The organism is Methanolobus sediminis (assembly GCF_031312595.1).
GTDB lineage: Archaea > Halobacteriota > Methanosarcinia > Methanosarcinales > Methanosarcinaceae > Methanolobus > Methanolobus sediminis.
Map to the genome: position 1 here is coordinate 2,194,634 of NZ_CP133592.1, position 17,473 is coordinate 2,212,106.

General features: G+C 41.6%; 17 protein-coding genes. 8 read left to right on the forward strand and 9 right to left on the reverse strand.

The window, feature by feature from the left end; all coding sequences use genetic code 11:
• Positions 1 to 32 precede the first annotated feature (32 nt).
• The 8 genes from RE474_RS10925 (at position 33) to RE474_RS10960 (ending at position 9,567) form a co-directional block, all read left to right on the forward strand.
• On the forward strand, positions 33 to 233 hold the full coding sequence (locus RE474_RS10925) for a hypothetical protein (protein WP_309310398.1): 201 nt from the start codon (positions 33 to 35) through the stop codon (positions 231 to 233).
• Positions 234 to 826: 593 nt separating this feature from the next.
• A complete protein-coding gene (locus tag RE474_RS10930) occupies positions 827 to 3,154 on the forward strand; it encodes a hydrophobe/amphiphile efflux-3 (HAE3) family transporter (RefSeq protein WP_309312250.1) in 2,328 nt (775 codons plus the stop codon).
• Between the two features lie 34 nt (positions 3,155 to 3,188).
• On the forward strand, positions 3,189 to 4,244 hold the full coding sequence (locus tag RE474_RS10935) for a COG1361 S-layer family protein (RefSeq protein WP_309310399.1): 1,056 nt from the start codon (positions 3,189 to 3,191) through the stop codon (positions 4,242 to 4,244).
• An 11-nt stretch (positions 4,245 to 4,255) separates the two neighbouring features.
• Positions 4,256 to 5,359, forward strand: a complete 1,104-nt coding sequence (locus tag RE474_RS10940) for a COG1361 S-layer family protein (protein ID WP_309310400.1) — start codon at positions 4,256 to 4,258, stop codon at positions 5,357 to 5,359.
• A 34-nt stretch (positions 5,360 to 5,393) separates the two neighbouring features.
• On the forward strand, positions 5,394 to 6,191 hold the full coding sequence (locus tag RE474_RS10945) for a TrmB family transcriptional regulator (RefSeq protein WP_309310401.1): 798 nt from the start codon (positions 5,394 to 5,396) through the stop codon (positions 6,189 to 6,191).
• 10 nt (positions 6,192 to 6,201) lie between these two features.
• The gene (locus RE474_RS10950; protein ID WP_309310402.1) at positions 6,202 to 7,527 is read left to right on the forward strand and encodes a PGF-pre-PGF domain-containing protein; all 1,326 of its coding nucleotides are present in this window, start codon (positions 6,202 to 6,204) and stop codon (positions 7,525 to 7,527) included.
• Between the two features lie 21 nt (positions 7,528 to 7,548).
• Complete coding sequence (locus tag RE474_RS10955; protein ID WP_309310403.1) at positions 7,549 to 8,697, forward strand: AI-2E family transporter; 1,149 nt, start codon at positions 7,549 to 7,551, stop codon at positions 8,695 to 8,697.
• A 174-nt stretch (positions 8,698 to 8,871) separates the two neighbouring features.
• Positions 8,872 to 9,567: a DUF169 domain-containing protein gene (locus tag RE474_RS10960; RefSeq protein ID WP_309310404.1), complete on the forward strand. Its 696-nt coding sequence runs from the start codon at positions 8,872 to 8,874 to the stop codon at positions 9,565 to 9,567.
• 62 nt (positions 9,568 to 9,629) lie between these two features.
• Here the strand turns inward: RE474_RS10960 and RE474_RS10965 are convergent, their stop codons facing one another.
• From RE474_RS10965 to RE474_RS11005, 9 genes are all read right to left on the reverse strand, one after another.
• Positions 9,630 to 10,301, reverse strand: a complete 672-nt coding sequence (locus RE474_RS10965) for an MBL fold metallo-hydrolase (RefSeq protein WP_309310405.1) — start codon at positions 10,299 to 10,301, stop codon at positions 9,630 to 9,632.
• Positions 10,302 to 10,310: 9 nt separating this feature from the next.
• Complete coding sequence (locus RE474_RS10970) at positions 10,311 to 10,883, reverse strand: DUF1847 domain-containing protein (RefSeq protein ID WP_309310406.1); 573 nt, start codon at positions 10,881 to 10,883, stop codon at positions 10,311 to 10,313.
• Positions 10,884 to 10,988: 105 nt separating this feature from the next.
• Positions 10,989 to 11,687: a DUF169 domain-containing protein gene (locus tag RE474_RS10975; protein ID WP_309310407.1), complete on the reverse strand. Its 699-nt coding sequence runs from the start codon at positions 11,685 to 11,687 to the stop codon at positions 10,989 to 10,991.
• Between the two features lie 151 nt (positions 11,688 to 11,838).
• Complete coding sequence (gene cfbA, locus RE474_RS10980) at positions 11,839 to 12,234, reverse strand: sirohydrochlorin nickelochelatase (protein WP_309310408.1); 396 nt, start codon at positions 12,232 to 12,234, stop codon at positions 11,839 to 11,841.
• A 131-nt stretch (positions 12,235 to 12,365) separates the two neighbouring features.
• Positions 12,366 to 13,190, reverse strand: a complete 825-nt coding sequence (gene fdhD / locus RE474_RS10985; protein WP_309310409.1) for a formate dehydrogenase accessory sulfurtransferase FdhD — start codon at positions 13,188 to 13,190, stop codon at positions 12,366 to 12,368.
• Entirely contained in the window at positions 13,187 to 14,500 is a 1,314-nt protein-coding gene (locus RE474_RS10990; protein WP_309310410.1) for a formylmethanofuran dehydrogenase subunit B, read from the reverse strand. Before RE474_RS10990 ends, fdhD begins: the two co-directional genes overlap by 4 nt.
• A 1-nt stretch (position 14,501) precedes the next feature.
• Positions 14,502 to 14,891, reverse strand: a complete 390-nt coding sequence (locus tag RE474_RS10995) for a molybdopterin dinucleotide binding domain-containing protein (RefSeq protein WP_309310411.1) — start codon at positions 14,889 to 14,891, stop codon at positions 14,502 to 14,504.
• A gap of 11 nt (positions 14,892 to 14,902) precedes the next feature.
• Complete coding sequence (locus RE474_RS11000) at positions 14,903 to 15,712, reverse strand: formylmethanofuran dehydrogenase subunit C (RefSeq protein WP_309310412.1); 810 nt, start codon at positions 15,710 to 15,712, stop codon at positions 14,903 to 14,905.
• 5 nt (positions 15,713 to 15,717) lie between these two features.
• Positions 15,718 to 17,472: a formylmethanofuran dehydrogenase subunit A gene (locus RE474_RS11005; protein WP_309310413.1), complete on the reverse strand. Its 1,755-nt coding sequence runs from the start codon at positions 17,470 to 17,472 to the stop codon at positions 15,718 to 15,720.
• Position 17,473 lies beyond the last annotated feature (1 nt).

Genomic DNA, 17,473 nt, shown 5'->3' on the forward strand with positions numbered 1-17,473 from the left:
TAGCATTCAATTACTTTGCAAGGTGTTTCAAAATGAAACAAAAATTAGATGTATTTCCTAAGATGTCTTCAGTTGATATATTAAAATCTCATATTGAAGAGATTTCTGTTAAATGTCTTGATAACAACTGGATTCATGAAAACAAGATTGATTTGAATTCATTAATGGAAGATAAGCATTATGAGTCGGATTTTAAAGTTTCTTCCAGGCATTTTTACAACAATCAGAGGTGAATATTGTTTCAATATAACTTATTATATGTTTTTTCCAGAGTGAAAGTCTTATATATTGATCAGTATATACAAAGTTAAAATCATCCTAAAGTCTTTTTATCAAGCATTTGTATGTTTTATAAAACACTCTCCTGTATATGTTATAGTTATATTTCTATTATACAAGTATGTTTTTCTATGCTCTGAACTAGTATGTAAAAAATCTATTCTGTCTATTTATCGCAAGGTTTATTTACTAATAATGCTGTACATATTTTTGTGTACCATCAACAACATGCAATGCGTGTATGTTAGTACCACCCTATCCAACCCCCAACGAGGCATCCTTTGCAGGATGTCTCAACCCTGTTCTTTATTTGTTCTAAAAATAGGTCAATCAATATGCTGTTTCGGAAAATTGTTACTCAATACACTTTTCACTAGTTTATTACAGGGTAAAATCCTTATATAGTAAACTGGATATTTATCGTCATGTTAAAACAACTCGCGCAGAGTTTTTTTGTATTAATAATAAATCACAAGGAGTGTTTATCATAAAAAACATCTTTCAAAAACTGGGTGTTTTCATAGAAGACAATACAATTCCAATAATTATGATCGCACTGCTTCTGATAATCATCTCTTTTCAGGGTGCTCAGTTAATTGGTATGGCATCTGGTACGGATACGTTTGTTGATAAAAGCTCAAAACTGTATCAGAATTATGACCATCTATACCTGAATCTTTTTGGTACTGAGTCCATTGTGGTAATGGTTGAAGGTAGTGATGTTACGGACCCTGAGCTTTTAAAAGCTCTTGACAGGGCTTATCTTTCTGTTCAGAACATACCAGGTGTGGTGGAAGTAACTTCTCCCTCGACTGTTCTTAAAGAAGTAAATTATCAGATGACTGGCAGAAGTGTGATTCCGGATGACCCGGAAACGATCGATGGGATAATTGCTTCATCAATGCCAAGTGCTCTTATGCCTGATGACACGCATGCTATAATGTCTGTTGTCATGGAAGGTACTGCATCGGATTCAACTCAGGAGGACATTCTCAGGGAAACTGAGACTTCAATTGAGCTTGCAAATTTCCCTGCTGATTATAATGTTATTGTCACAGGTGAGCCAGCATTCATGATTGCAATGAATGATGAGATGAACTCAAGTATGGGACTATTGCTGGGATTGTCTGTTCTTCTGATGATAGTGGTACTATATCTGGTGTTCAAACATGTCAGATGGAGACTACTTCCACTTCCAATTGTATTGGTAGGTATAATATTCACCTTCGGTGCAATGGGTTTCCTTGATATCCCAATGTCAATGGTATCAATGTCTGCATTCCCTGTTCTTATCGGACTTGGTATTGATTATGCCATTCAGTTCCATAATAGGATAGAAGAAGAACTCGCACGTGGTGAATCTGATGAAGAGGCTGTTATTGATACTATAAAGCACACCGGTCCGGCAGTATTGATCGCACTTATTATCACAGCTCTTGGATTCTTCTCATTGTTCACATCCACAGTTCCAATGATCCAGGATTTCGGGAAGCTTCTGATGATAGGTATTGTTATGTGCTTCATTGCATCCTTGTTCCTGGGTGTCACAGTGATCTATGGTTTCGACAAGCTTTCCAAGAAGAATATACTTGCCAGACTTGGTCTGAAAAAGAAAACAGCACACCATGAAACTCATGCTCATGCCATTATTAATGAAGAACATGAGCCGGACTTCCTTGAAAAGGCTTTGAAGGGAATTTCTACATTTTCTATGAGAAACCCGGTCCTTATATTGTCAATTGCAGGTTTACTGTGTATTGGTGGTCTTTATGCAGATAATCTTGTAGGTATTCAAACAGATACTGAAACTTTTGTTCCACAGGATATGCCCGCTCTTCTTGATCTCGCACATATGGGTGAGATACTTGGAGGAGATGATCAGCTAAATCTTATCATAAAGACGGATGATAATGCTGATCCGGAACTTCTGGAATGGATCGATGAATTCTCTGAACATGAAGTTGCTGGCAGAAGTCACATACAGGAAGCTTCGAGTATCGTAGATATTGTAAAAGCAGCAAATTCCGGTGAGATCCCGGATAGTTCTGAAGAAATACAGGCTATTTATGATCAGCTTTCTGACACTCAGAGAGATGCTTACCTAAATGGAAATTCAATAACCATGCTTAACTTTAACATTGGCAATGCAATGAGTGAGCTTGGTCTTGAAGGAGTCGAAGCTCTTTCAAATATTGTGGAAGAGGATCTTAAATGGATGGCTCCGCCACCCGGTGTACATGTAACAATAACCGGTCACTCTATGGTTTATGTTGCGGTAATATCTGCTCTGACCTCAGGCAGGGTCTTCATGACAATGCTTGGTATCGTGCTGGTATTTGGAGGTCTGCTGGTAATCTATAGAGATATGCTCAAAGCTCTCACACCTGTTCTGACCATGGTTGTGGTTGTGGGCTGGTCTGGCGGACTCATGTACTATACAGGAATGGAATATACTCCAATGACTGCAACACTGGGTGCATTGATCCTTGGTGTTGGTTCGGAATATGCGATCCTTATGATGGAGCGTTATTTTGAAGAAAGGGACAAAGGTGCAGATCCGGAAGCAGCAATGCAGGAAGCAAGTGTCAAGATTGGAAAAGCTATTGTAACATCCGGTGCAACCACTGTTTTTGGTTTCTGTGCGCTTATAGCTTCACCATTCTCAATTACCAGTAATTTCGGAGTAATCACGGTAATGGATGTAATACTCGCACTACTTGCAACGTTTGTAATTTTCCCTCCTATCATAGTTTCACTGGATAAATACAGGGAAAAAAGGAGACACTTCCTAGAATCACACAATAAGTCCGGTTCAGGCGGAAGTAATATTTTAAAAAGCATTCAGGAGGCAATTACCAATGAATGTGAGATATAGTAATATAAGTGGTTTTAAAAAATATACTAGTCTTATGGTGGTATGTATTCTGCTTTCTATTGCTTTTGTAGCTTCAGTACCTTCTGTGGCCGCAAAAGAATACTTGCCTCCTACTTATGAATATACAAATAATTTCTACAACTCTTACGGTGAGCCTTCAATTTCGGCTTCCGTGCTTGGTGATACAGAATTCGATAGGGGAGAAACTGCAACTATTGAAGTTGTCCTTGCAAATCGTGGTGTGATATATGGTTTCAAGGCAGACAAGAGTGTAGGTACTTCAGAAACAGAGCATCAGCTTTCACTTGATGAATTGCAGTATGAAACCATGAGGACAACTGCATATGGTATCAAGGCAAGTCTTGTTTCTCCAACGGATATGATAGATATCGATCCTGAAACAAACAGTCACACTCTGGATGAATTATATCCCGGGGTTTTACCTGATGATCCAATGGAATTCACTGTAACCCTGTCAGAGGATATTCCGGCAGGTGTGTATATACTGGAATTACCTCTGAGCTATGAATATCAGAGTGAGGTAAGGATGACTGCAGGTGAATCTATAATCCTCGGTGAGCCGGATCTTGACCACACAAGTATTTACACGAATGTGGAAACGACTCTTCAGATACCTATTATTGTTAAACCTGCAGCAAAGTTCGAAGTAACGAATATTACAGGTACTCTGGTATCAGGCGGTACAAGTGTTGTGAATGTAACATACACCAACACTGGTGAACTTACTGCTGAAGATGCTATTGCAAGGATAGTTGCAATGAAGCCTCTAAGTTCTGAACGTTCAACTCGTGCTCTTGGTACAATGGAGCCCGGTGAAAGCAGAACAGCTACTTTCACAATCACTTCTGATGTTGGTACACTCGCAAAGAGCTATGGTATTGACAGTGAGATCAAATACATCGATGAAGATGGTGACGATGCTTTCTCAACAAGTATGAAAGTAAGTCTGCCGCTTGAGGAACCTGAAAGAGAACTTAATGTAACAGGATTGGCCCTTGCTGGCATTTTTGTGATAATAATTGTATTGGTTGTTAAAAATAAAAGGAAAAACGCGTCTGATAACAATTAAGAGGAATTCTTATGATTAAAAATATTAACTTTAAAACGGTGGTTTCAGTATCATTGATCCTCAGCTTGCTCTTTATAATGCCTGCAAGTGCTGATACCATGTCCACAATGGATCTGGAACTTCCTGATTTCTTCAATTTTGATGAGAACTATTACACAGTTTATGGTGGTCCGGATGTATCTGCCACCCTGGTAGGAGATAATGAATATTCAAGAGGCGACGATGTCACTCTTAAGGTCAACCTGATGAACAAAGGTGTCATTACAGGTTTTAAGTCCGAAGAGGATAATGACCCGTTATCAGAACTGGATCAGAAGATCCAGCAGACCGAAATGGGATATGAAGCACAGAGAACAACAGCAATCGGTATTGTTGCGATCCTTACTTCCGATGATCCTAATGTAAGGGTAAAGTCCGGTCCGCAGGAAGCAGGAACCCTTTCATCAGGTGAACAGACATCTGAGCCGCTTGAGTTCAATATTGAGATTTCAAAGAATGCACCAGCCGGTGAATATCCACTTAACCTGACTCTCTACTACGGTTATCAGGAAAATGTCCAGATCAACGGTGACAATGAAACTGATCTTGGTATCACTAATATGGAAGTTGGTCTCTGGTATGCAGTAGGCCAGCAGATGGATCAGGTGAGTGTCATTGTTGATGAAGAGGCCGACTTTGAAATTACAAACGTCACTGGTGAACTTGTTCTTGGTGAAGAAGGCATAATCCATGTGATCTACAAGAATGTTGGCGAAGAGGCTGTCAAGGACGCAACTGTAAGAATAAGTGCAGACGATCCTTTCAGCACAACCGATGACCAGTCATTCATAGGTTCACTTGAACCTGGGGAGTCTGCAGAAGCTATCTTTAAGCTTAAGGTAGACGAGACCGGTGTTGCAAAGACATATGCGATCAACAGTGAAGTCAAATACGAAGATATGGATGGTCACAGCCAGACTTCTGATACTGTGAAGATCACAACAGAAGTTCTGCCAGTAGGATCATCAGGTTCTGGCTCAGGAGCGTATGTAGGTATTGTTGTAGTGCTTATCGTTGTAGTTGTGGCTGCAATTGGTGCTAAGAAATTCCTTGTGAAAAAAGAAGAAGATAACTGATCTTCTTCTCTTTTTATAATCGGGGGCAATATTTATGATTTTCACATCTCTTCAGAATCTTGGTTTTACTTCTTATGAAGCAAAGGTTTACGTGGCTCTTGTCAGGAATGAGAATGCAACAGTTTCAACGTTGCATGATGATTCCGGGGTTCCGAATTCAGCAATTTATGGTGCTTTGAAAAAACTGGAAAAACGAGGAATAATCGAATTCCAGAATACAAAACCAATGCGTTACAGGTGTATTCCGCCCGAGGATGCCATGGCCAAGTTAAAGAACGATTATTCAGAGGAATGTGATATTGCCTTTGAAAAACTAAATGATATATATGGTGAATCTACAACAGAAACAACTGAAGAACTTATCTGGAACATCAATGGTGTTAGAAATGTTACTTCTAAAGTAATCCAGATGATGGAAGCTGCAAAAAAGGACATTCTTATATTGGCTTCATCAACACCTTTCAGGACAATTGCAGAAAACCATGCATCCCTCAAAAAAGATTATACTACTATAATAGGTGTCATGAACAGGAAAGCCGGTGAAGAAGGCATTAGTGTAAGGGTCATAAGTTCCTGTGAGGATGAAGCAAAGAAGATCAAGAATCTGGTTCCCCTGGCAACTGTACGTGTAAACTCCATTGAAGAAGCCGATTCAAAAATGAAGAGTTTTGTTATTGTTGTTGATAATTCTGAAATGCTTGTTGATATACTGAAAGATGGAGATGGAGATGCCGATCTGTCTGCAGTATGGACTAATGGTGCAGAATTCTCTTCTGTAATTTCCCATCTTTTAAGCGCTAAATGGGAAATCTCTGAAAAATATGTGATATGAGGTTTTAATCTTGTTACTCACTAAACGCAATATTAAGGTTCAGCTTATAATTTCCGCTGTTTTTATGATATTGGCAATTATTCCTGCATCTGCAGTTTATAGTGTTACATTTGATCCAGTTGCACAATCAAATTATGTATCAACTACTGGCTCACTTGAATTTTCAGTATCAACAGAGGATTCTTCCAATATTATGTGGTTACTGAATAATGTAATTGTAAAACAGAGTTTTTCATCCACTTCTTCATCCTATTCATTCTCTGAAGCAGAAGCTGGAACTTATAATTTAACAGCAGTTGTATCAGGTTCAACTGATGTATCGAGTAAAATATGGACTGTAACTGTCGCTCCTGCATTCAATATTTCATTTTCACCAGATGAAATGGTTATAAGTTCAAGACTTGACCGAGAACCTGTTTTCAGGGCAAATGTAAGTGAAGAATCTGATGTTGTCTGGTATGTCGATGATGATGAGGTAGCAAGTTATACTGGTATTTACAACAGCAGTTATATTCCTGATGTCTCAGGAACTGGAAATTATAGTATTGTTGCCTATATTTCAAATCCTAATGGGAGCATCGAAAACCAGTGGTATTGGGTAGCCACTCCAACCCCATCTCAGATTATCTCTGGTGGAAGCGGAGGTAGTAGTTCATCAGGTTCTGTTTCTTCCGGTGAGGATTACAAGAATATTCTTGTGAAAGAAGTAAGCATGCAGATACTCAATAAAAATGTACTTACTAAGTTTACATTCAATGAAGTGAGTAATCCTATAAGCTCTCTTGAGTTCACTTCATCTGTCAACGCAGGGTATGTACGTATGTCACTTGAGGTATTGAAGAATCATTCTTCATTTGTGTCAGAAGACCCGGATGATGAGGTTTACTGTTATGTGAATATCAACCCTGACAGGACAGGTCTTGATAACAAGATAAGTAATACTCGTATTTTTTTTAACGTCAGTCAGCAGTGGCTTGATGATAACGATATTGATGCTGATTCTGTACGTCTGAATCTGTTTAGCAGCTACGGCTGGAAAACTTTCCCTGTAAAGATTCTGGAAGGCTCAAATTCATCGGATAATTCTAATTCAAACATCACTTTTGTTTCAACAACTACTTGCTTTGGCAATTTTGCAATAACCGGAAAGGTGAACGGAAGTTCAGAGGATGATGTGGTAGTTATCGATATGGGCAGTGATTCTTCTAAGACTTCTTCAGGTGCTGATCCTGATCCCAAAAAAGAAGAGGATGCTTCTAATTCAGAAAATGCATTTGATTCCGTACTTAGATCCATGAAAGAATTATTTATAAAAAGAAATCCTGTAAATACTTAACATTTTACAGGGAGAATAAATGTGGCACTGACAACTAATTCTAAGGTATGGAGCATAATGCTCATAGTATCCTTATTCCTTACAATTTTCTTTGTTGTGCTGTTTCACTTTGAGGATATATTCATCGTTCTGATAATAGGAAGTATACTTGTACTCCTGACTGATAGTATTCTTATAGAGTTTAACCGGCATTTTGGTCATAAGTCTCTCTGGGCAAGGAGAATCTATGCTGTATCTCTTATTGTAATTGGCGTATTGCTGGTATCTCTATTAATGATAGGGCAGTTGTCAGACATGAATTCTCTTGTAAATTCTCAGGAGGAGTATGAAACAGGTATTTCAAGTATCTTTTCTACTTATGGTTATCTCCTTTCTTCACAAAATAATGCTAATATGGGTCCAATAGTTGGCGAAGCTCCATCAGGTGCTCCTTCTGGGAATGTGAGTGGAAACATGAGTGCAGCTGCCAATGGAAATATGGCTGCAGGTCCCCTGGTATCCAGTACGGACATGCAGTCAATTGGAGATTATATCTTCAGTTTCTTCTCTTCATTGATTTCAAGGTTATCGTATTTTGTATTCACCGGCCTGCTGATAATACCAATGATGTTCCGTCTCTATTTTTCAAAGAAGAACGTAATAGCTTCTGAGATCGTTAGTTTTTTCCCGGTAAAATATCAGGATTGTGTATCCTCTTCAATGCTGGATATTGGAAAACGGCTCCGGGATTATTTCTCTGCAAAGATTCTTGAAAGTGTTATTGTAGGACTTATCTGCTGTGTCGGTTTTTATCTTGCCGGAATCAACGGATGGTTCTTTTTAGGTGTACTTGCAGGTTTGCTTAATATAGTACCTTACATTGGTCCTGTGATTGGTGCGATTCCTGCTATAATAATAGCTTTTATTGTAAGCCCGACAACTGCACTTTATGCGATAATAACAGTTGTGATTGCCCAGCTTGTGGACAACCTCTATCTTATTCCGTATATGATCTCAGGTAAAGTGAATGTGAATCCGTTGTTAAGTATTCTGCTGACTCTCATATTCGCGGATATGCTTGGTGCTCTGGGTATGATACTTGCAATACCTGTGTATATTATTTATAAAGTGGTGTTGACTGAGTTTTACAATGAACTGAGAAAGATATATCCGGATGAGTATGATGCTTGATTATGTTTTTTGTTAATACTAATGCATAATATTTTTTTGAAGATGTTCACGGGCGTTAAATATTCATGCCTCTGTCAAGCGATTTTTCGCTTCAAATGGTAAGCTTGATATACCAGTTGTGCGTAATAAGTGCACATCCGAAAAATAGATCTTTTTCTTTACAGGAGATTCCCTATGAACAACGAAGATATCCAGAAATATGGTAACGAACTCAAAGAAGTACTTCAAATGACCACGTCTCCGGTTGCCGTGCATCTTGTAGGAACCGATGAGGAGATCCCTGCTGACATTCCACATATCGGTGAGACAACCAGGCACTGTCAGATGGTCGACAACGTAAGAAGGCTTGGTACCCAGTTCTATTCAACACTTGATGACCAGATGTGCAAGGGTGGCGCATCCGTAATGGGACTTACAGAGATGAGTCCAAAGCTCAAGTCCGGCGAGGTCTATTATAACCTCAATCACTTTGCATCTCTTGAAGCTGCAAAAGCAACTATGGACAGAGTTCCAATGGTGGAGGCAAATTCCATCAAGGCTGTACTCTATGCTCCTCTTGAGAAGGCAACTTTCATGCCTGATGTTATCCTTGTCATTGCAAAGCCAAGGATAGTTATGGAGCTTTCACAGGCCCTGCTCCAGAAGAATGGCGGACGTGTGAATGCAGGATTTGCCGGTAAACAGAGTGTCTGTGCAGACGGTGTTTCATATCCATATCTTACAGGTGAGGCTGGTGTTACTATCGGTTGCAGTGGCAGCAGAAAGTACACTGAGATCCAGGATGAGGAAATGATCATGAGCGTACCTGTAGACATGTTGCCTGCTCTTGTAGAATCTGCAAAGGCCATGTTTGGCACATACGCCTGTTAATCAAAAACAAATGTTCAGTACTTTTGGGTACTGGATACTTTTTTACTTTTTCTTATTTAATTTCAAAGCTCGATTGAATATCCGGCAAATATTTTCCGGAACTTTTCAGGATACATTTTTCTTATAACATCCTTATGGGATGTACAATGTCCTGCTCCGATAAGTTGCATATCTTTGAATGAGCCATATTCCTGACTATCATGCAACCCTCCGATTATTCCGTCCATTTTACCAAAAGAAGATGCAGCTTCCAAAATTAAGAGCAGTCCAGGATGGGCACAACCTGTGAGGACGTAATTTCCGGAATCGCATTCCAGGATCAGGGAGTGTTCTTTTATGCCGGTGCCTTTTTTTTCTAATTCACCAGTTGTGTAAATTTTATCGCAGATTTCCTGTGGGGAAGCTACCCCGTACAGTTTCCTTTTTATCCGCGAGGTGATCTCCTTTTTAAGGCGTGGGGAAAATCCGGATGGGACATACACGTCAACATCCGGATTTATGTTAAGGAAAGTTGTAACTCCTCCAATGTGGTCCCAATGTTGATGGGAGAGTACAAGTGTATCAATGTTCTGCGGGTCAATTGCTAATTTTTCCATGTTTTCAAGAAGCAGGTGTCCGTCCCAGCCGGTATCAAACAGTATATTGTTTGATTCGGTTTCTATCAGGCAGGCAAATCCCCAGCCACATTTCAGACCTTCTCCTGCATCATTATCATAGACAATTGTAAGTTTCATACCGGAACCTCAGTCTGTAATTCCAAACACTTTCTTCAGGTAGTATCCTGAGTAAATGGCTCCTGCAGGATTATGTGCAAGCACACGATCCTTTACAATAAATGTGGTTACCGGCGCTGCTGAATGCTGTGTGAAAACTATGTCATGTCCTATGCAAAGGCCGATAATGATATTGAGTTCTGTGGCTTTCTTTTCAAGTATCATTGCCTGGCCTATGGGGTTGCATGTCGGGTCAAAGGATTCAGGGTATAATTTTTCAAGTTCATACTCTTCTTTGCTGATTGCTGAAACTTTGCAGCATACGGAAAATACATCAAAATGCTTTTCCAGGATTTTTTCTATGATCTCTGCTTCCTTTTCCATGCCAACACAGAAAGCAAGCCCGAGTTTTTTGTAGCCCATCTCCTGCGCATACAGGATTATTTCTTCAAGCCTTGTTTTCTGCATATAGTATCGGGCTTCAATGGCAGCAGAAATTTTCATAGATTCAAGCTCGTTCCCTTCATAACTGATATCGTCGGTTATGCCTGCACAATCCTTGCCTTCCCGGCACATTTTATCATCGCAATACGCGCATTTCATTCAGAGACCACCTGGTGACCTGAAATCAGGTCATGTATGAGGGTATATTCTCTCATATGAGTTAAAATATATGGTGGCATAAGCTTTTGTTCAGAACTTATTTTTTCACTTCTGTCTTGCCTTTTGCATTGGACCATCGCTTATTTTTTCGAGAGCTTCTATCATCTTTTCCAGATTCTTATAAGGAATTCCTGCTATCATTTCATCATTCTGGATGTCTGTTGATCGACGGCATCCATAGCAACCAAGGCTCATATTCATTTTACCACTGGTAATTGGTATTATAGTGGAATCAACACATGTTGCCTGGAATGCTGCAGTACTGAATGCCTGCCTTCCACCTTCAAAAAATGTAGCTGCAGGGATAAGCCAGTATAGCGTTTCAGGAAGGTCAATTAGTAAAACTACATCTGGTTCTGTTTTGAAGTCCTTCAAAGGTCCGACTACTGTAGCAATGGTACTCTCTTCTTCAAATGCTGAGCGTTGACATATCATGTTCGCTGCAGCATCGGAACAATCAAACATTCCAAGATTCGCATGGAATTCCCCTTCCTTTACTTTAGGAGGCAGTGGCACAAGTCCAAGACTTGAGGCTCCAACCATACACGCATGTTTGTCTGCGGGAATTACAAAAGATTCTCCTTTCCTTGCCCTCATTATTGACTGGCAGTGTCGGATGTTTTTCTCAGGTTCACTGAATCCTTCCGGAATCTTTTCGCCTTTCCTTATTACTTTTACAGCAACCGGTTCATACCTGAGGCCAAGGAGCTTTACAAGTTTATCTGATATCTCGGCATTGTCCATGTTTCCAACTCCTCATAAACTCTTATTAATAATATTTTAGTAAGCTGGTTATTTACTGGTTTCGATTCCAGTTACAATAGGATTTGATAAGAAGCTGGAAATTGTATGAGTAAATAAAAAGAAAAAAAGGTGACTGTGTAATTGACACAGTTTAAAGGACTTCCTGTGCTCTCTTGAAGATAAGTTCTGCGATGAGCTTGTCACTTCCAAGAGGCTTTGCGTAGACGATCTTTACCTTGTTTCCGTCAAGTTCAAGTTCACCTTCGTTAGTCTCAGGGTCCAGTTTAAGGATTGCAGGGATATCTTCTGTAATGTGGATGCCTGATGCAAGGAATACTGGTGCTGCAGCGATGGTTGTTACACCTGTACCTTCAAATGACATGAGTGCCTCTTCTACGGTAGGTTCGCTGTTCTCCATGAATCCTGCCTTTACGATGTACTCTGGGTGGTTCTCTGCAATCATATCTGCGATCTCGGTTACTACCTGGTTGTTGTATGGTAATCTGCTGCCGTGTCCAATAGCCAAAATTCCTATTTTTTCGCTCATAATGTAACCTTCTTTATTATATAAAGTAATATTCTCAACAGTATTTGTGTTACGTTGCAGGGGTAGTAGGGTGTTAATGAGATATAATGGTTTTTGTTTGCATTAGGATAGCAGTGTGAAGAAGCTAATTATTATATCCTGATTCTCTCTTCACCTGCATAAACATACAGATTCTTCCCTCTCACAAAAGCTACCAGCGTCATCCCTGCCTTATCAGCCAGTTCAACTGATTCTCGTACAGTGGCACCTTTACTTGAAATAAGAGGTATGCCTGCATTCATAGCCTTTGAAACCATGGTAGATGCCAGCCTGCCAGTAGTGGCAAGACCGCATTCTGAAAGATCAGTTCCATTCATCAGAGCTTTACCCACAACCTTGTCCACTGAGCATGCTCTGCCAACGTCCTCGCAGAAATAGAGCACTTCTCCCTGGTTGTTGTAGATAATAGATGTGTGTGCACCGCCGGTACTGTGCCATGCTCTTCCAAGTTCTTTTAATTGGCTGACGGCATGAGCAATTGCTTCGGTGCTGAATTTTGTATCTGACTTAATGTGTTTGATAACATCTTTGCGGTATGATGTTGTCCCGCATCTTTCAAGATGTGTTAGTTCCTCCAGCTCAGGAGTGTTAATTTCAATTTCACAGAAAATAGATTTTTCTTCAATCTTTATTGAATCAACCGGTGTATCAGGTTCAATGAACCCCTCGCAGACCAGAAATCCCAATGCCAGCTCCTCAAGTTCGCAGGGGCTTGCAAAAAAAGTAGTTATGTGAACGTTATTCACGAAAAGCTCAAACTTTTCCTCAACAATAACGTCCACAGTAATGTGTTGTTTACTGTTCTCAGTGATTTCCAGGCACTCTATTGGGACATAAAAGGGAGAGGAAATCGTTTCCTCGCCTTTGAAGAAGACTTCAGTCTTCCTGTTCCTTTCTGAGTACCAGTGCTCACTCATGCTTCCTTTTTAGCCTTTACCTTTGCAAAGAGCTGCTTAAGGGTGTCCTCATTGCTCTTTGTTTCAGAGAATGGGGAATCTGTGAATGGCTCGAAGTATACAGGCACATTGTCCAGCCTGTAGAATGTACCATCACATTCCATAGCATCAATTACACCAGGCAGAACGACATCTGCTGCAGTGGTTGATGGACATGGTGCAATATCAAGGCAGATCATTGGGATATCTGCGAGATACTGTGCACTGTCTGCAGGAATATGGTCCATCAGGTCTGCACACATAACGAATGCAGCGTCAACGTCCTTTTCCCTGAGCAGGTCCACACAGGTTGTCTCTCCAGGGTTGTACCTTGGGTATCCCTTTGTGAAGTCAAGACCGAATGGGTAACCGTAGAGGTAGGATGCAAGCTGGTTGAATCCTGCTACGTTACAGTGACCTCTGAGAGCACCGATGTTACACTTGGTGTAGTTGTTCATTTCCTTGACGAAGTTCAGTGCGATCTCAATGTTCCTGTGCTTTCCGTATGAGGATGAAACACCAAGACCAACGTAGATAGCTACGAAGTTTGATTCCTTCATCATCTCAACTGTCTGTTTCATCACTGAAATTGGGATTCCTGTGATCTCTTCAACAGATGGGTGTGGCTCTTTGCCATTCAGGATTGTGAACAGTGCGCTGAGAAGCTCGTAGTCGGAGTTAGGGTTAAGCTGAAGGTGCAGGTCTGATGCAGCGGCTGTAGGGGTTACCCTTGGGTCCACTGTGACCATTGTCCTGTCAAATCTTCCTCTCTTTGTCCAGTATCCTCTTGGGAATACACCGTACCTTGACATGTGTCTTGGCATGGATTCCAGTGCATTGACACCCCAGTACACGATCATGTCGGCTCTGTTCTTTGCCTGACCGGCTGTAGCTCCGACCATACCGGATTCCTGGATACCCATAACTGTTGGTCCGTGGCAGATAGTTGCGTTAGAGTCTGCTATTCCACCAAGGTATTCAGCAATGTGAAGTCCTACTTCCTGTGCTTCACAGGATGTCTCACTTCCAAGGAAGAAGAATGGCTTCTTTGCATTTACAAGAATATCTGCTGCCATTTCAAGTGCTTCATCCCAGCTTACGTCCTTTACCTTACCATTTTCCCTGATGGTTGGTTTAAGGAGTCTGTGGTGGCTTACAACTTCCTTGAACTTGGCAGAACCCATTTTACATGCATTCTGGACATCTATTGTGCCGTTCTCTTTATCGAGATTCACCTGAACGTCGTCACATGAACCTCCGCAAACAGGACAGATAATGTTCTTATAGACCATTTTATTTTCCTCCCATGTACATTTTTATGACAAGTTCCTCTGCACTGAGGATTTCGTCGTCGGTAGGTTCAACAAAAACAGGAGCTCCCTTATAACGTGGTGAACCTGTTGAGAATGTGTCAGGTTCAACAACTACGTTTGCCCAGATGGACCTTGGTATGAATACCTGACCTGATCTCATTGCTTCAGTTACTTTAGTCTTAACTGCAACTGAGTATTTTCTATCTCTTGATATGACTGCCACTTTTTCAGGACAGCCGAGGGATGTAAAGTCTTCTGCACACATCCAGCAGACTGCACATTCCTTTGTGTAGTCATCGGTATACTTGCTTCCGCCTTTTGCAAGTCTTCCTTCATCGATGGTACTACCTGTATTGAGTAATGCTTCCATGATTAAACACCTCACAGACACTCGTTGTTGTCACAGGAAACGTATAATACGCCTTTTCCTTTCTGTGGAATTGCGTAGTCACCTGCAAACTTCTTGTATTCTCCAGGGCACTCGATGTCATCGAATTTAAGGTCTGATTCAACACCTTCCATTGTAAATCCTGGTGTGAATCTCTCAATGCAACCACCGATAACAATGGTACCACCGGTCATCTCTGCTCCAACGGTTCTGACAGCGTTTCCTTTTACGACAATAAGGCCGCCACTGATGCGTATTCCGCAGAAGTGTTTTACACTGCCGCCAATGACGATCTGTCCACCGGTAAGGCCACCGCCTACCTGGCTGACAGCATTTCCGTCAATTGTGATGCGTCCGCCGGACATTCCTTTCCAGCTACCACGGTATGCACAACCGACGTGGTCCTTTGTGTTTCCTTTAATGTGGATGGAACCGCCTTTCATTTCCATTCCTGCCCATGAGTCCGCATCGCCTTCGACAACAATTTCGCCGCCCATCATTCCAGAGCCAACGTGCATTCCTGCACTGCCCTTCACGAGGATCTTGCCTGCTGTCATTTCCTGACCTATGCGTTTTACTCTTGAGACATCACCATCAAAGATGATAGTTGTATCTTCTGCTGAGCTTCCACCATTGCCTTCTACTGAAAAGAAGTCTGTAAGTGGGTACTCTGTTGGGCCCTGCCAGACGAGTAATTTTCCAATCTCATCGGCACTTTTACCAGCAAAGTTGTCAGGTGTGACAACCTCTGCCTCTACGGTAAGGTCGAAATTTCCTGTTGGTTTAAGTATTACGTCTGCCATTAAAATCACTTCTCCGCATTGACCTGGATAGGTGTTGGGTTTGCCAGGTACTTCTCAGGTGTTGGGTATCTGTCGAAACCAAGTGTGTAGTACTTGAACCACTTCTTGACATCCTGAAGCATGCTCTTCTCGTCATCTGCGTCGGTTGCAATGTCAGAGTAGAATGTGTTTTTCTCCGGGATTGCTACGATTTCACCCATCTGAGAGACAACTTCTCCAGCCTTGATGGTGTATGCAGTGTTCTCGAATCCTCTTATGATGCTCTCATAGTCAGCAACTTCAAGCTTCTTTGGATCAATGTCATAAATTGCGACGTCACCGTCAGCACCGACACCAAGTGTACCCTTCCTGTATGACATACCGATTGTTCTTGCAGGATTTGCACGGGTGATGGTTGCGATCTCAAAGAGATCCATTTCCCTTGTCTCTGCACCGAGGTCGGTTCTGTCCTGTGCCCACTTGTGACATTCTGCAAATGTATCCTGCCTTGCCTTGTTAGACATAAGCCATGCAATTACCAGTGGGTATTTAATGAATGGTCCACCGTTTGGACTGTCGGTTGTCATGATAGTCTTCCATGCGTCCTTGACGTATAGGAGAGTTTCAAGACCCATTGCCCACTGTACACTGTGTACAGGGTTACTCTTAAAGTATTCAAATGGAAGTACACCAGATCCACACTCACACTCCACATCTGTGTTAGACCATTTGTGGCCAGTGAGTACGTAAAGATCATGGATTGCAGGACCGTCACCGGTCATGACAGTTGCGTCACCAAATGGTACACATCCACTGTCAAACACAATATGGTCGTTGCTGTTGACGTAATCAGTAATTCCTTTTACACCAGATTCGAAGTCTCTCCATGAGGTACCGCCGAAAGCATTGAACTGGCAGTGTGTAAGGTAAACAGATTCGTGTCTCTTAGCATTCTTCTTTGTCTCTGCCCACTCAACGTCCATGTTTGGCTTTGCCTTGACGTTCTTTGGTATCTTGAGTGAGTCTCTTGTGATCTCCCAGCATCCTGGGTGACCAAGGTTGTTTGCGTGAAGGTGAACAGGCATTGGGATTCCGAGCTTCTCATTGAGCTCTGTGAGTCCCTTGATAATCTCTTCAGGTGTGACCTCGAAGTGGATGTTAGCCTGGTCAAGAGCTCCAATGTTCTCTCCCCATCCCCAGTTCTCTACACCGGCAGGGTTGACACATTTTATACCATAGGTCTTGTGGGTTCTCATCATCCATGAGACGTATGCTGCTGCCTTGTCGATATCTCCTTCTTTGAGGTATCTCATAAGGAACCAGTTGTTACCCAGTACAAGGTATCCACCCATGTCGAGCATAGGGGTTGAGCGCATTTCCTCATGTGTGTGGCGCGCTTCCATTGGTGGGACAGCTGCCTCAAAAACAGTTGTGTATCCCATCTTGGAGTACTCGTATCCACCAAGGTAAACGGATGGTACACTGTATCCACAGCCAGAGTGGGTAAGCGGTGTTTTCTTCTGGTAGAATTTGTAGTGGTCCTCAGGCCTCATCATCCTACCTACGTTGACCTTTGCTCCTGCTACGTGGGAGTGGGAGTCAACACCACCAGGCATGACAGTCTTGCCCTTTGCATCAATTTCCTTTACATCTTTCATGTCAGCGCCGGAAAGTTCTGTGACAACCTTTCCGTCTTTGATGAAGATGTCCATCATTTCGCCGTTAATGTCGTTGAGCGGGTCATAAACGTAACCGTTCTTGATTGCAATAGTTCCTGCCATT

Bases quoted from the DNA above. Each gene is read 5' to 3' on its own strand.
- RE474_RS10925 (WP_309310398.1), top strand. From the start codon at position 33: ATGAAACAAAAATTAGATGTATTTCCTAAGATGTCTTCAGTTGATATA.
- RE474_RS10930 (WP_309312250.1), top strand. From the start codon at position 827: ATGATCGCACTGCTTCTGATAATCATCTCTTTTCAGGGTGCTCAGTTA.
- RE474_RS10935 (WP_309310399.1), top strand. From the start codon at position 3,189: ATGGTGGTATGTATTCTGCTTTCTATTGCTTTTGTAGCTTCAGTACCT.
- RE474_RS10940 (WP_309310400.1), top strand. From the start codon at position 4,256: ATGATTAAAAATATTAACTTTAAAACGGTGGTTTCAGTATCATTGATC.
- RE474_RS10945 (WP_309310401.1), top strand. From the start codon at position 5,394: ATGATTTTCACATCTCTTCAGAATCTTGGTTTTACTTCTTATGAAGCA.
- RE474_RS10960 (WP_309310404.1), top strand. From the start codon at position 8,872: ATGAACAACGAAGATATCCAGAAATATGGTAACGAACTCAAAGAAGTA.
- RE474_RS10965 (WP_309310405.1), bottom strand. From the start codon at position 10,301: ATGAAACTTACAATTGTCTATGATAATGATGCAGGAGAAGGTCTGAAA.
- RE474_RS10970 (WP_309310406.1), bottom strand. From the start codon at position 10,883: ATGAAATGCGCGTATTGCGATGATAAAATGTGCCGGGAAGGCAAGGAT.
- RE474_RS10975 (WP_309310407.1), bottom strand. From the start codon at position 11,687: ATGGACAATGCCGAGATATCAGATAAACTTGTAAAGCTCCTTGGCCTC.
- cfbA (WP_309310408.1), bottom strand. From the start codon at position 12,234: ATGAGCGAAAAAATAGGAATTTTGGCTATTGGACACGGCAGCAGATTA.
- fdhD (WP_309310409.1), bottom strand. From the start codon at position 13,190: ATGAGTGAGCACTGGTACTCAGAAAGGAACAGGAAGACTGAAGTCTTC.
- RE474_RS10990 (WP_309310410.1), bottom strand. From the start codon at position 14,500: ATGGTCTATAAGAACATTATCTGTCCTGTTTGCGGAGGTTCATGTGAC.
- RE474_RS10995 (WP_309310411.1), bottom strand. From the start codon at position 14,891: ATGGAAGCATTACTCAATACAGGTAGTACCATCGATGAAGGAAGACTT.
- RE474_RS11000 (WP_309310412.1), bottom strand. From the start codon at position 15,712: ATGGCAGACGTAATACTTAAACCAACAGGAAATTTCGACCTTACCGTA.
- RE474_RS11005 (WP_309310413.1), bottom strand. From the start codon at position 17,472: ATGGCAGGAACTATTGCAATCAAGAACGGTTACGTTTATGACCCGCTC.